The 13,712-nt window shown below is 65.9% G+C and carries 14 protein-coding genes; 6 read left to right on the top strand and 8 right to left on the bottom strand.

Annotated features, from left to right (window positions below; all coding sequences use genetic code 11):
• Nucleotides 1-32: 32 nt before the first annotated feature.
• From hflC to ACRCSW_RS15005, 6 genes are all read right to left on the bottom strand, one after another.
• Nucleotides 33-932: a protease modulator HflC gene (gene hflC, locus ACRCSW_RS15030; RefSeq protein ID WP_438706368.1), complete on the bottom strand. Its 900-nt coding sequence runs from the start codon at nucleotides 930-932 to the stop codon at nucleotides 33-35.
• Nucleotides 929-2,110: an FtsH protease activity modulator HflK gene (hflK, locus tag ACRCSW_RS15025; RefSeq protein WP_438706364.1), complete on the bottom strand. Its 1,182-nt coding sequence runs from the start codon at nucleotides 2,108-2,110 to the stop codon at nucleotides 929-931. Before hflK ends, hflC begins: the two co-directional genes overlap by 4 nt.
• Before the next feature lie 77 nt (nucleotides 2,111-2,187).
• The gene (gor, locus tag ACRCSW_RS15020) at nucleotides 2,188-3,546 is read right to left on the bottom strand and encodes a glutathione-disulfide reductase (protein WP_438706363.1); all 1,359 of its coding nucleotides are present in this window, start codon (nucleotides 3,544-3,546) and stop codon (nucleotides 2,188-2,190) included.
• Between the two features lie 109 nt (nucleotides 3,547-3,655).
• On the bottom strand, nucleotides 3,656-4,441 hold the full coding sequence (gene rpiA, locus ACRCSW_RS15015) for a ribose-5-phosphate isomerase RpiA (RefSeq protein WP_438706361.1): 786 nt from the start codon (nucleotides 4,439-4,441) through the stop codon (nucleotides 3,656-3,658).
• Nucleotides 4,442-4,685: 244 nt separating this feature from the next.
• A complete protein-coding gene (locus tag ACRCSW_RS15010) occupies nucleotides 4,686-4,994 on the bottom strand; it encodes a hypothetical protein (protein ID WP_438706359.1) in 309 nt (102 codons plus the stop codon).
• A 115-nt stretch (nucleotides 4,995-5,109) separates the two neighbouring features.
• The gene (locus tag ACRCSW_RS15005; protein WP_438706357.1) at nucleotides 5,110-5,646 is read right to left on the bottom strand and encodes an EF-hand domain-containing protein; all 537 of its coding nucleotides are present in this window, start codon (nucleotides 5,644-5,646) and stop codon (nucleotides 5,110-5,112) included.
• Between the two features lie 165 nt (nucleotides 5,647-5,811).
• Here ACRCSW_RS15005 and ACRCSW_RS15000 point away from each other — a divergent pair, with 165 nt between their 5' ends.
• The 5 genes from ACRCSW_RS15000 (at nucleotide 5,812) to ACRCSW_RS14980 (ending at nucleotide 10,362) form a co-directional block, all read left to right on the top strand.
• Nucleotides 5,812-6,492 carry a glutathione S-transferase family protein gene (locus ACRCSW_RS15000; RefSeq protein ID WP_438706355.1) on the top strand — a complete coding sequence of 227 codons (681 nt, stop codon included), beginning with the start codon at nucleotides 5,812-5,814 and terminating at the stop codon, nucleotides 6,490-6,492.
• On the top strand, nucleotides 6,489-7,157 hold the full coding sequence (locus ACRCSW_RS14995; RefSeq protein WP_438706353.1) for a glutathione S-transferase family protein: 669 nt from the start codon (nucleotides 6,489-6,491) through the stop codon (nucleotides 7,155-7,157). The genes ACRCSW_RS15000 and ACRCSW_RS14995 overlap by 4 nt, the downstream gene beginning before the upstream one ends.
• Nucleotides 7,154-7,819, top strand: coding sequence for a glutathione S-transferase family protein (locus ACRCSW_RS14990; RefSeq protein ID WP_438706351.1), 666 nt, complete (start codon nucleotides 7,154-7,156; stop codon nucleotides 7,817-7,819). Before ACRCSW_RS14995 ends, ACRCSW_RS14990 begins: the two co-directional genes overlap by 4 nt.
• Nucleotides 7,819-9,198 (top strand): L-serine ammonia-lyase, encoded by a 1,380-nt coding sequence (locus ACRCSW_RS14985; protein ID WP_438706349.1) that lies wholly within the window; start codon nucleotides 7,819-7,821, stop codon nucleotides 9,196-9,198. Before ACRCSW_RS14990 ends, ACRCSW_RS14985 begins: the two co-directional genes overlap by 1 nt.
• 222 nt (nucleotides 9,199-9,420) lie before the next feature.
• A complete protein-coding gene (locus ACRCSW_RS14980) occupies nucleotides 9,421-10,362 on the top strand; it encodes a DMT family transporter (protein WP_438706347.1) in 942 nt (313 codons plus the stop codon).
• Here the strand turns inward: ACRCSW_RS14980 and ACRCSW_RS14975 are convergent.
• Nucleotides 10,283-11,005 (bottom strand): thiamine diphosphokinase, encoded by a 723-nt coding sequence (locus ACRCSW_RS14975; RefSeq protein WP_438706345.1) that lies wholly within the window; start codon nucleotides 11,003-11,005, stop codon nucleotides 10,283-10,285. The two genes, ACRCSW_RS14980 and ACRCSW_RS14975, sit on opposite strands and share 80 nt — an antisense overlap.
• Nucleotides 11,006-11,142: 137 nt before the next feature.
• Between ACRCSW_RS14975 and ACRCSW_RS14970 the strand changes: the two genes are divergently transcribed.
• Entirely contained in the window at nucleotides 11,143-13,368 is a 2,226-nt protein-coding gene (locus ACRCSW_RS14970; protein WP_438706343.1) for a hypothetical protein, read from the top strand.
• 24 nt (nucleotides 13,369-13,392) lie between these two features.
• On the opposite strand, the gene ACRCSW_RS14965 is transcribed toward ACRCSW_RS14970, so the two are convergent.
• On the bottom strand, nucleotides 13,393-13,653 hold the full coding sequence (locus ACRCSW_RS14965; RefSeq protein WP_438706366.1) for a DUF2842 domain-containing protein: 261 nt from the start codon (nucleotides 13,651-13,653) through the stop codon (nucleotides 13,393-13,395).
• Nucleotides 13,654-13,712 lie beyond the last annotated feature (59 nt).

Raw genomic sequence — 13,712 nt, 5'->3', positions numbered from 1 at the left:
CAGCACCAGACCCAGTGCCAGGATGATCTCGCTCACGGGGCGACCGGAGCCGCCTCGTCTGCCCCTGCCGACGTTTCGGACCGCAGATAGTTAAAGAACTCGCTGTCAGGCTGCATCACGATCGACGAATTCGAGCCCTTGAGGCTGGTCTCGTAGGCAGAGAGCGACCGGATGAAGGCGAAGAACTCGGGGTCCTTGCCATAGGCTTCGGCCAGAATGCGGTTCCGCTCGGCATCGGCCTCACCGCGGATCACGTCGGCCTGACGCCGCGCGTCCGAGGTCAGCTCGACCACCGTCCGGTCTGCTGCCGCCCGCACCCGCTGCGCCGCTTCGCCACCACGCGCGCGCTCGTCGGTGGCTTCCCGTACCCGCTCGGCCCGCATCCTGGCAAAGGTCGCCTCAAGGTTCTGTTCGGGCAGGTCGGTACGCGTCAGCCGCACGTCGATCACGTCGATCCCCAGCGCCGCCCCTTCGCGTTTGGCGATCGTCAGGATCTGGCTCATCAAGGCCGCACGGTCCTGGCTCAGCACCTGATCCTGGGTCGCGTTGCCCAGAACTTCGGGGACCGCCTGGCTAAGGATGTTGCCCAGAAGCTGCAGTGCCCGCTCCTCGCCCGCCGTGCCGACCGACTGGCGGAACTGCACCAGATCGACGATCCGCCACCGCGCGAAGGCATCGACCACAAGACGGCGGTCGGACAGAAGCGTGACTTCGATGGGCTGCGTCTGAAGCCCGAGAATGCGGTCTTCATAAAGCACGACGTCCTGCATCAGCGGGATCTTGAAGCCAAGGCCCGGCTCTTCTTTCACCTGCATGACCTGGCCGAACTGCAGCACCAGCGCCTTCTTGCGTTCGTCGACGATGAAGACCGACGAGAGCGCCAGCACCAGAACGACCACCAGCGCCGGAATGATGTACATGGCACGCATCAGTTGGTTCCTCCCGTCGTACCGGCACCTTGCGCCGGGCTCATCCGGCCAAGCTCATTAAGCGGCAGGAAAGGCACCACGCCCTGCCCTGCCTCGCCACCCCCGACGCCATCGAGGATCACCTTGTTCATGCCGCTGAAAACCCTTTCCATGGTTTCGATGTAAAGCCGCCGCCGGGTGACCTCGGGCGCATTCACGTATTCGTTGAAGACCGAGACGAAGCGCGCCGCTTCACCCTGGGCCGAGTTCACCGCCTGCGCCCGATAGGCCTCGGCATCCTCCAGAAGCCGCGCTGCTTCACCCCGCGCGCCGGCTGTGACCTGGTTTGCATAGGCATCGGCCTCTGACTCCAGCCGTTCGCGTTCCTGCTGGGCGGCCTCGACATCGCGGAACGCGTCGAGCACCTCACGCGGTGCATTCGCGGTTTGCAGGTTCACGCGGATGACGGTTATTCCGGCATTGTAGCTGTCCAGCGTGGCCTGGACCGCTGTCAGCAGGTCCGAAGCGATCACGCCCCGGCCGCGGTTCAGGATCGGCGACAGTTCCGACCGGGCGATGATGTCGCGCATGGCGCTTTCGCTGACCGCGCGGACGGTGTTCTCTGGATCGGCGAGGTTGAAGAGGTATTTCTCGGGGTCCGAGATGTTCCAGACCACCTGAAAGCCGATGTCCACAACGTTCCGATCGCGGGTAAGCATCAGCCCGGTAGTGGTGCTGTCGGCCTGCATACCGATGTCGGTCGTCCGCTCGCCCGTGACCTGCACCTTTTCGTAGGTGACGATCGGCCATGGCGCGAAGTTCAGGCCGGGATCGCCGACACCAGAGCTTTCGCCCAGGAAAAGCTCGACCGAACGTTCTTCGGGTCTGACCGTGTAGAACGACATGAACGACCAGACCGCGATCAGTGCCAGCACGGCAAGGCCAATACCCTGTTTCGTAAAGACCGGACCGCCGCCAGGCCCGCCCTGGCCAGACCGGCCACGCCCGCCCATCAGGACGCGAAGCTGCTCTTGCCCGCGCTTCATCAGCTGGTCGATCTCGGGGATCTGGGGGCCGCCCTCGCCGCGCCTGCCGCCGCGACGGTCGTCGTCGTCATCGTCGCCCCTGCCGCCGCCTTTGCCGCCCCGCGGGTCGTCCCCGCCCGAGCCGCCGCCGCCCCAGGGGCCACCACTTCCTGCCATGGATCAGAACCTCTCTTATCGCATCTTGCCTAAGCTGTGCATCTTGCGCGGGAAATCAAGCGCCTGTTCGGATGTCCTCAGATCGTTCGTACCGGTTTTCGCATCGTGACCAGCTCTTCGGACATGGTTGGATGCACCGCACAGGTCCGGTCGAAGTCTTCCTTGGTCGCGCCCATGCGGATCGCGATGGCTGCAAGCTGGATCATCTCGCCCGCTTCGGGGGCCACGATGTGGCAGCCAAGCACCTTGCGGGTGGCCTTGCTGACGATCAGTTTCATCATCACCCGGTCAGGTTTGCCGATGAAGGCGGTCTTCATCGGGCGGAATGCGGTGGCGTAAACCTCGATCGGTTCCTGCTCGCGCGCGGCCTCTTCGGACAGGCCAATCGAGCCGAGTTCAGGCTGGGTGAACACCGCCGATGCCACAAGCTCGTGGTCGAACGCTGTGGGTTTGCTGCCGAAGACCGTATCGGCGAAGGCATGGCCCTCGCGGATCGCAACTGGTGTCAGGTTGATCCGGCCCGTGACGTCGCCCACGGCGAAGATCGAGGGCACCGCAGTCTGGCTGAAGCGGTCCACCACGATCTGGCCCTTGCGCCCGATCTCGACGCCAAGACCGTCCAGCCCCAGATTCTCGACATTCGGTCGCCGTCCGGTCGCGTACATGACCAGATCGAATTCGCGCTCGGACCCATCGGTCGCCACCGCCCGGATGCCGCCTTCGGTCTTCTCCAGCCGCATCAGATCGGTGCCGCAGTGGATGTCGACCCCGCTTGCCTGCATGGCATTCGCCACATGACCCCGCGCCTCGTCGTCAAAGCCCCGAAGGATCTGCGCGCCGCGGTAGTACTGGCTGACCTCGACCCCCATCCCGTTCAGGATGCAGGCAAATTCGCTGGCGATATAGCCGCCGCCGACCACCAGCGCGCGCTTCGGCAGGCTCTCCAGGTGGAACATCTCGTTCGACGTGACCGCAAGCTCGGCCCCCGGAATGTCCGGCACGAAAGGCCGCCCGCCCGTGGCGATCAGGATATGCTTGGCGCTGAACTCCTCACCCGAGGCGAGCCGCACCCGATGCGCATCGACCAGCGTCGCGCGGGTGTCGTGGATCGTGACCCCGGCGGTCTTCAGCGTGTTGCGGTAGGCCTCCTCCAGCCGGTTCAGCTCGCTCTCAAGCCGGGTGCGGAACGCCGTCCAGTCAAACCGTGTCGCGCCGACTTCCCAGCCATAAGCCCGCGCCTCCTCGAAGATGCCGGGAAAGCCAGACGCAAAGACCATCAGCTTCTTTGGCACACAACCGCGGATGACGCAGGTCCCGCCCATGCGGGATTCCTCGGCCAGGCCCACTTTCGCTCCCCACTCGCCCGAAGCGATCCGCGCCGCGCGTACCCCGCCCGAGCCGCCGCCAATGACGAAAAGATCGTAGTCGAAGGCCATGTCCCGTTCCGCTTATCGTTATGCCGTGATGACAGCTAATCGCGTGATCGACCTCCTGAAAGGCCCCCTCGCGCGATTTCGGTCACCATCGGGTGACTGCCCGAACGCCCTAGTCCAGATCGGCAAAGATGTTCCGGCTTTCAGTGATATCGACCGACCCGTCTTCTACCTTGCCCGAGTTGATGTCGCGCACCGTCACCCGCCCGTCGCCATGGCCGATCACCACGACGTCACAGATGTCGACGAAGAGCCCGTTTTCCACCACGCCGGGGATCTGGTTCAGGACCAGCGCCAGCTGCCGCGGGTTGCCGATGCGCTTGAGGTTCAGGTCAAGGATGTAGTGCCCCTCGTCCGTCTTCAACGGCTCGCCATTGCGCAGGCGCAGGGTGACTTCGCGGTTCATCACGTCAAGGCTGTAAAGCGTTTCCTCGATCAGCGCCTTGGTCGTCTTCCAGCCGAAGGGGATCACCTCGACCGGCAGCGGGAAGGCACCAAGCTGTGACACTTCCTTGGCCGCATCCGCAATCACGATCATCCGGTCGGAGGCGGTGGCCACGATCTTCTCCTGGAGGAGCGCGGCACCCCCGCCCTTGATCAGGTTCAGGTTCGCGTCGAACTCGTCGGCGCCGTCGATCGTCAGGTCCAGCCATTTCACGTCATTCATGCCGACCATGTGCAGACCAAGCCCGGTGCCAAGCTCTGCCGTGAAGCTCGAGGTCGAGACGCAGGTGACTTTCAGCCCGTCCTCGCGCACCCGCTCGGCCAGGCAGCGCACCATCCAGGCCGCGGTCGACCCGGTTCCAAGCCCCAGCTTCATGCCGGATTCGACAAAATCCACTGACCGGCGCGCGGCCACGAATTTGGCCTGGTCAATGGGCGACAGTTCGGCAGTCATGGCAACTTCCCCTCTTTACCCCCGGAATAGCGCAAAGGATTGCCAAGGGCGAGGGGGTTTGACGGCGGATTGCCACGGCTTTCATGGCTTTTCGTCGGCCCTGCGGAACCAGCACAACTGCCGCGTGTTGGACAGCAGTCGGCGGTAGGGCGACGCCAGAACGTCGCGGCCATCCGTTTGTGCCCCAGCCGGTCTTGCCCCGGCAGAGGCACCTTTTGAGATTTTGGAACCAGACCCCGCGCGATCAGAACTCGCAGCCGAAATCCGTCACCAGGTTGCCAGTCTTCGCCGCTTCAAGCTCTTCGGTGCACTGCTGAGGGAGCATGGGCCCAACCGATGCGTCCGTCGACAGCTCTTTCCACTGCTGGGCCAGATCGTTGAACACGTCGGTATAGCTGTCGCGGTTCTTGTCATCCATTTTCGCGAGGCAAGCCTCATACTTGGTCAGGTAGTCGTCGCATTCAGCAATTCCTGTCGGCTCGAAGGCGGCGGCCGGCAGTGCCAGCCCGAAAACCAAAATCAAAGACGTGAGCGGTTTGGAGATATGAGGCATCGTATTTCCTATGATTGTTGCAGTCTTTCAGCAAGGTATCGGCACGCGCCGACCGACCCGACGCTAAAGCCCCTGCAAACGCCTTGTCCAGTATGGGATCACCTGCCGCGATCTGTCAGGTCGGCGCTTCCAGCCTTGCCACCGCCGCGTCAACCTCGGCGACCGAAAGCGCCCCATCGCGGTCCGCATCAAGCGTCATCAGCGCCCGCAGGACCTTGGCCTCATCCTCGCCCAGCGCCCGCAAGGCCGCCGCCTGACCCGTTGCCACCATCTCGCCCGCGTCGGCGCGTCCATCCCCGTTGGCATCAGCCGCTGCAAACTGCCGTTCCATCCGGCCCCGGACCGAGGCATTCGCGGCCCGCTGGCTGATGGCCAACTCCCCCCGATCCACGGTGCCATCCGCATCCAGATCCATCGCCAGGAACCGCCGGAGCGCCGAGGCGCGTGCCCCCGCCCGCTCCAGCGCGATATGCGCCTCGATCCCGTCGGGCTGCAGCCCCTCCGGCCCGCCGAACCCCGCAATCAGGTCGATCACCATATCAGCAAACCGCTCGGGGTTCCGGCCCATCGCTTCGGCAAGCACGTCCTCCTCGGCCATGGCCGCCGACGCAAGCATCCCGACCACAACCGCAATCATCACAGGTCTGACCATCCGAATCTCTCCTGTCCCGCCCAGCCAGACACTGCGTCCGACAAGGTTGACAGCCGGTTAACCCCCGATGACCACCCCCGAAGCGTCAAGCGGCCACAGGGGGTCGCTTTTCTGCGAGCGGCCGCAGTAAGCTTCGGCGAGGCTCGGACCAACCCAAGGTCACGCATGTACACGCTGCACTACGCCCCGGATAACGCCTCGCTGATCGTCCGCCTCGTCCTGGACGGCGCCGGGATCCCCTATCGCACCGCTCTGGTGAACCGCGCGAAACGTGAGCACGACGGCCCCGCCTACCGTGCCCTGAACCCAACCGGCCTCATCCCCACGCTGGAGATGCCCCAAGGCCCGATCTCGGAAACCGGCGCGATCCTCCTCTGGCTTGCCGACACCCACCGTCTTGGCCCCGCACAAGCCGACCCGGACCGGCCCACCTTCCTCAAATGGCTCTTCTTCCTGTCGAACACCGCACATGCCGACCTGCGGACGATCTTCTACCCGCATCAGTATGCCCCGTCTGACGCCCATGCGGCGCATCTGGAAATCATGTCGGCCCGAATGCTCCGCCACTTCGCCCTTCTCGACACCGCCGCCGCCCGGCACCCAAAGCTCTTTGCCCCCGCCACGCCCCTGGGCGTCTACACGATCACCCTCACCCGGTGGGCAGCACTTTACCCGCCGGACGGGCCAGTGTGGATGGACCTTTCGGCCTTCCCCGCCCTTGCAGCGCTTGCCCGGGCGCAGGAGGCCCGTGTCGAGACGCCGGTAGTTGCCCGCGCGGAAGGCCTGGGACCCCATCCCTTCACCCGACCAGAACAGCCCAACCCGCCGGAAGGAAGCGTGCTATGACCCTGACGCTCTACCATATCCCCGACTGGGCATCCTCGATCATCCGCCTTGCAATGGAGGAGATCGGTCAGCCCTATACCCTGCGCCCGATGGACTGGGACGCAGGCGATTTCGACACGCCAGCCTTCCGCGCCGTGAACCCCCTCGGCCTGATCCCGGCGATGGAGACGCCCGACGGCCCGATCTTCGAGACCGCCGCCATCCTTCTCTGGCTGAACGCCCGCCACGGCGGGCTGGCCCCCGGACCGCAGGACCCTGACCGCGCGGCCTTCCTCTCCTGGCTTCTCTTCGTCTCGAACACCCTTCACCCCACGGTCATGGCCCTCATCCACCCCGACCGGCCCGCCGGCGAGGACGCAGCCGCGGAAGCCGGCCGGATCGCGCTTGAAAAGGTGACGGAACAGGCCGCGCATCTGGAAACGCTGATCGCCACCAAAGCCCCGCGCTGGCTCACCCCGGCCCAGCCCGCGCTTGGCCACTACATCGGCATCCTCCTCCGCTGGGCGATCTACCTTCCCGAGGACCCCGACCTTCGCTTCAGCCTCGCACCCTTCCCCGCCCTCCGCGCCGTACTCGCCGCACACGAGGCCACCCCCGCCGCCCGCCGCGTCGCCGAAGCCGACGAGCTCGGCCCCCACCCCTACACCGCACCGGAGGCCCCATGACCCTTACCCTCCACCACGCCCCCGACTTCGCCTCGACCATCGTCCGCCTCGCGCTGGAAGAGCTGGAGCTTCCCCACACCATCGCGCTGGCCGACATCGACGGTGGGGCGCTTGCCGGCCCGGAATACCGGCGCGTCAACCCTGTGGGCCTGATCCCCGCCCTGGAAACCGACCATGGCCCGATGTTCGAGACCGCCGCGATCCTTCTCTGGCTCGTCGACCAGACCGGTCGCCTTGGCCCCAGCCCGAAAGACCCCGACCGGGGCGCGTTCCTCTCCTGGCTCTTCTTCACCTCGAACGCGCTCCACCAGGCGGCGCTTGCAATGTTCTACCCGCACCGCCCGGCAGGGGAAGCGAACACCGACGCGGCCCAGGCCGCTGCGCAGGAGCAGATCATTGCCCGCCTCGGCCTGATCGAGACGCTGATCGCCCGCGAAAACCCGCGCTGGCTGTCGGCGGACCATCCCGGCGTCCTTGGCTACTACATCGGCATGCTGGTCCGCTGGCTGATCATGCTGCCGCCTGCGCCCTACGGGATCGACCTGGCGGACTTTCCTCACATCAAGGCCGTCCTTGCTGCGCATGAAGCCCGCCCCGCCGCCCTCCGCGTCGCCGAAGCCGATGGCCTTGGCCCCACCCCTTTCACCCATCCGGGGGCCTGATGTTTCTCTCCGTCTTCGACATGTTCAAGGTCGGCATTGGTCCATCGTCCAGCCACACCATGGGCCCGATGGTCGCCGCCGCGCGCTTCCTCGACACGATGCGGGCCTCGCCCTTCCACTTCCACGGCCTCCGCGCCTCGCTCCACGGCTCGCTCGCCTTCACGGGCGTCGGCCACGCAACCGACCGCGCCACGATCCTCGGCCTGGCAGGCTTCGACCCCGCCACCTACGACGCCGAAAAGGCCGACGCCGCCTTCGCCCTCATCCGCGACACCAAGACCATCGAGGTCCCCGGCCTCCCGCCCCTCGCCTTCGACCCGCTGAAGGACCTGCACTTCGACTTCGGCCCCGCCCTTCCCGGCCACGCCAACGGCCTGATCCTTAAGGCGACGGATGCCCAAGGCGACGTGATCCTCGAGGAAACCTACTATTCCATCGGCGGCGGTTTTGTCCTTACCGCTGCCGAACTGGCCGAGGCGGGCGAGAAAAAAGCCAAAGCCCGCGCCGACGTGCCTTTCCCCTTCGAGACCGCCGCCGAGATGCTGGAGATGGCCAAGGCCTCGGGCCAGACCATCGCCCAGATGAAGCGCCAGAACGAGCTGAAGTTCCGCTCGGCCAGCGAGCTCGACCGCGGCATGGCCCGGATCTGGGAGGTGATGACCGCCTGCATCGACCGCGGGATGAAGGGGACTGGCATCCTTCCCGGTGGCCTGAAAGTGCGCAGGCGAGCCAAGGGCATCCACGACGCGCTTCTCGCCGAGCGTGGCCTGAACCTGACCCCACCCCACACGATCAACGACTGGATGTCGCTTTACGCGATGGCGGTGAACGAGGAAAACGCCGCCGGGGGCCAGGTCGTCACTGCCCCCACGAACGGCGCTGCGGGCGTTGTCCCCGCCGTCCTGCGCTACTGGCTTGACCATGTTCCGGGCGCCAGCGCCAAGGGGATCGGCGACTTCCTCCTGACCGCCGCCGCCATCGGCGGGCTCTGCAAGCACAACGCCAGCATCTCCGGCGCCGAATGCGGGTGCCAGGCCGAGGTCGGCTCTGCCGCAGCCATGGCCGCCGCCGGCATTTGCGCGGTGATGGGCGGAACACCCGAACAGGTTGAAAACGCCGCCGAAATCGCGCTGGAGCATCACCTCGGCATGACCTGCGATCCTGTGAAGGGCCTGGTCCAGGTGCCCTGCATCGAACGGAACGGCCTCGGCGCGATCAAGGCCGTCTCGGCGGCCAGTCTGTCCCTCAGGGGCGACGGCCAGCACCTCGTCAGCCTGGATGTCTGCATCGAGACGATGCGCCAGACCGGCAAGGACATGCACGAGAAATACAAGGAAACCTCGCTCGGCGGCCTCGCTGTCAACGTCCCGAACTGCTGAGAACAAGGAGCCTCCGGCGGGGATATTTGCAGAAGAGAAAGCAGCTTTCCTTTCCTCAAATATCCCCGCCGGAGGCATACCCGAGCCGGTTGCGCGTTCTTCACGCGCAGAGGCGAGACAAAGAGTCTTCGCGGCGTAAGCCGCTCAATTTGAAAACCGCCCCCACCCACGCGATGTCGCTTTCAGGCTGGCGCCATCACGGGCCACAGGCTACCCAAAGCCATGACCAGGGACACCACCCTTCACGGCATCATCCTGATGCTCGCGTTCTGCGTGATCGCGCCGCTTCTTGACGTGTCGGCCAAGCTCGCGGCGGAAAACGGCGTCCCCGTCGGCCAGATCACCGCCGCCCGCTTTGTCGTGCAAACCGCGCTCATGATCCCCGTCGTCCTATGGATGGGGCTGTCGATCCGGCTCTCCGGCAAGGCCCTGGCCTACACGACCCTCCGCGCGCTCTTCCTTCTCGTCTCGACCTTCGCCTTCGTCTCCGGCATCGAGGTCATGCCCATCGCCGACGCACTCGCCATCGTCTTTGTCGAGCCCTTCATCCTTCTCATCCTCGGCAACCTGATCTTCGGCGACCACGTCGGCCCCCGCCGCATCGCCGCCTGCGCCGTGGGCTTCTGCGGAGCCCTTCTCGTCATCCAGCCCTCGCTTGCCGCCTTCGGTCTCGTGGCGCTCTGGCCGCTCGCCACCGCCGTCCTCTTCGCCTTCTACATGCTCGTCACCCGCGCCATCTCGGCCTGGATGCATCCCGTGACAATGCAGTTCCACACCTCATGGACCGGGCTTCTCCTCTGCCTTCCCGTCATGATCCTCGCCGAAGGCTCCGCTATCCCCTCGCTCGACCCGATCATGCCGCAAGGCTGGAACTGGCTCTGGCTCTTCGGCGTCGGCTTCTGGGCCGCCGTCAGCCACATGTGCATGACCTACGCGCTGAAATTCGCCCCCTCGGCCACGCTTGCGCCGCTCCACTATTCCGAGATCGTGACCGCCGTCGCCCTAGGCTACCTGATCTTCGGAGACTTCCCGAACAGCATGACCTGGGCCGGGATCGCCGTCATCGTCTCCTCCGGCCTCTACATCATCCACCGCGAGCGGCTGGCCGCGCGGGCGAAGGCGCAGGCTGCCCCGGCGACAGAGGCGCTGACTGCAACGCCCTGATCGCCGCATCCAGCCGCCGCCGCGGCAGGATCACCAGCATGCCCCGCGCGTCGAACTCCAGCACAACCCGCCCCGCCGTCACGCGGTTCGACGTGCCGATCATCCCGTTGGGCGCGAAAGTGATTCCCCCGATCGGCCATTCCAGCCCCTCGCTGCGCCCCGTGACCTCTGCCAGCGGGAAAAGTGACAATGGCTCGCCTGGGGAAAGCTCAAGCTCCAGCCGCGGCGGGGCGGCAAAGGCCAGATCCTTCGGACCGATCAGGATGCAGCGCCGTTCGACCCTCGCGATCAGCGTCGCGAAAGCGGCCAGGCCGTGGTCGAGCCTCGCCCCGGCGAAGCCAAGTGCCAGCACCAAAGGTGCCTCGATGGACCGAAGCGCCTTGTCAAAATCCGTCGTCATCTGCTCGGGCACAAGATGCTGACGCGAAACGGGAATTTCAGCTCTCGCCCCCACCGACAGCGAATCCATGTCGCCGATCACCGCCTCGGGCATCACCCCCAGCCGCAACAGCCGGTCCGCCCCCCCATCCGCCGCCACCGGCAGGGGCGCCCGTGCCAGTGCAAGCTTCAGATCACGCCCGGAAAACGGTCCTCCTCCAGCCAGGGTTACACCGCGGGTAGACTGGACAATCGGCGATTTCATGCAACACTGTATCCAATTAAGGCAGGATTTCAGGGGTCCGGCCACAATCAATCCATCAAATTACCCCTGTCTGTCCATGGATTAGGACGGAGCAGCGGTAGAATGGTGCGATCCGCAAGGCGAAAGGCTGTCTAGTCATGACCAGTGAAAGCAAAATTCTGACCGTGTCCTACGGGACCTTCAGCTGCACGCTGGAAGGATTCGACAATCCCTTCGACACAATGAAGGCCATTGCCGAATACTTCCGCGATCTGGCCGCGCAGGACCGCCACTTCGGCGCCGAGCCGCCACCGCCGGATGCCGCGATGCTCCACCGCCTGGCCGAACGCGAAGTGTCGCGGATGGTGGCGAAGGGCCAGACGGAAGACACCGCCCTCGCTTCGCCGGACGCCGAACCTGCGGCCCCGAAGATTCAGCTGAACACCTCCGCGCGCCGCCCGTCGCGCGCGAACGTCGATGGGGCAACCCCGGCAGACGAAGACGGCGCCGCGCCCGAGCCTTCGCTGCAGGAAGTGATTCCCGATGGCGTGGCCGCCAAGCTGGCCCGCATCCGCAAGACCGTGAACCCGGCAGCAGCCACGCTTGCAACGCCGGTCACGCCCTTTGCCGCCGACGAAACCCCCGAGCTGCCGGTCGCAGAGCTTCCGGTCGTTGAAGAGCTGGTCGCCGAGGCGGCGGTCGTTGAAGAGCTGTTGTCCGAGGTGCCTGCCGCCGAAGACATCGCCGAGCTCGCGCCCGACCTTTCGGTCGACGGCCTGGCCGACAGCTTTGCCGACCTTGCACCCGAGATCGAGCCCGAAGCGGAGGCCGCCGTCGAGGCCGTGTCCGAAGGGTCTTCCGAAGATGTCGCTGCAAGCCTTGCGGCCCTGATCGAGGATGAACTGCCCGAAGCTGCTGTTGCCGATGCGCAGCCGATGGATATCTGGTCCGACGAATACATGGCCGAAGCGACCGAAGCCCAGGCGCCCGTTGCCGAGACCGCAGAAGATGCACTTGCAGTAGCGCTTGCCGAAGAGGCGCCGATGGCCGCGGATGACTTCGACGACATTCCGTTGGCCGAGCTTGCCGACGAATCGCCGGACGAAGCCGCAGCCGCAAGCGAAGATGTGGCCCTGCTCGCCGCCCTCGACGGTGTGGACGAAACCGAACTGGCGGAAATGCCGGCGCTGGACGACCGTCTGCCCGAAGACGAACCGGTCGAGCTGACGCTGGCCGAGGCCGAGGCGATCGACCCCCTGCCGGAAGCTGTCGAGGACGAGATCGCTGCGGAAGCCATGCCCTTTGCGGCAGAGCCGGTGGAAGACCCGGCACTCGCTTCGGGCAAGGGCAACGGGCGCGCAAAGCGGCTCAGCTCTCGTGTCGTGCGCATCCATCCGGAAGAAGACGAGCCCGCGCCCGCGCCGACAAGCCGGCGCAGCAAGGGCGCGACCCGGGTCATCACCTCGGGCAGCGAGTCCGACGAAATCGCCCGGCTGATGCAGCAGGCCGAAGAGGTCATGGCCGAGGACGAGAACCGCCGTCGCCAGGAGGCTCTTTCGCACCTCAAGGCAGCCGTCGTCGCAACCGAAGCCGACCGCGCCGATATCGACTATGTGGCCCCCAAGGCCGAGACCCATCTCGACCCCTATCGCGACGACCTGGCCGAGGCGATCCAGCCCGAGCCGCCCAAGGCACCGCCAGCACCGCCAGAGGTGAAGCCCGCGCGCCGCAAGTCGGTCTCGATCCGGCCGGCGACCGAGCCGCGCCCCGGCACCATCCGTCCGGGCATGATCAGCCCGCCGCCGCTGGTGCTCGTCTCGGAACAGCGGATCGACCGGGTGAAGTCCACGCCCCTTCCTGCTGCAGCGCCTGCGATGTCCCCCGCGGTCCCCGGCATCGGCCCGGCCCACCAGGAAGGCCAGCCCATGGTCGCCCTGCGCACCGGCCGCCTGTCGGGCGCCATCGGTGCCGGCGCTGGCGTCGGAGGCTCTGCCGCTTCGGCACGGAACCTTGTCCTTGAAAAGCCGTCCTACGGTACGGCCGCCGAGACCGAGGAAGACGAGGAATTGGCCGAGGACTCCAGAGACATCGACGAATCCGGCTTCGCCGCCTTCGCCGAGATCGTGGGCGCAAAGTCGATCGTCGAAATGCTGGAGGCAGCCGCCGCCTATGCCACCTGCGCCGAGAACCGTACCCAGTTCACCCGCCCGCAGCTGATGCGCCGGATGATGGCCTCGGCAGGCGGCAAGCCCGTCAGCCGCGAAGACGGCCTGCGCAGCTTCGGCACGCTTCTGCGGACCGGGCGGATCGAAAAGATCAACCGGGGCCACTACAGCCTGGCCGAAACCTCGCCCTACCTGGCCGAAGCCCGCCGCCTTAACTGATCACCCAGGGGCATTTCAGCAAGCTCAGACGGATGGGTCCTGCCTGTCCGTCTTATTCGCATCCGGCGGTTCCGCATCCGGGTCTGTCTGGCCGATGCCCTTGAAGATGAAACGGAACGGCAGGGCCCAGAGAAAGCCCAGGCCCACATAGATCAGAAGCTCCATCAGAAACGAGGGCCGCTCAAGCCAGCCCACGGCCGTGACCGCAGCGACGATATAGGCGGGCATCCCCACAAGAAGGATCACCAGCGCCCAACGCCTGCGGGCCTTGTAGCTTAGTGCCATGGTGCTTCCCTCCGACGGCTCCTCGTGTCGCTTCGCTCGCTCCTCGCAGCGCCCGCGAC

This window comes from Tabrizicola sp. (genome assembly GCF_051645465.1).
Lineage (GTDB): Bacteria > Pseudomonadota > Alphaproteobacteria > Rhodobacterales > Rhodobacteraceae > Tabrizicola.
This window is presented reverse-complemented; position numbering and strand designations above follow the sequence as displayed.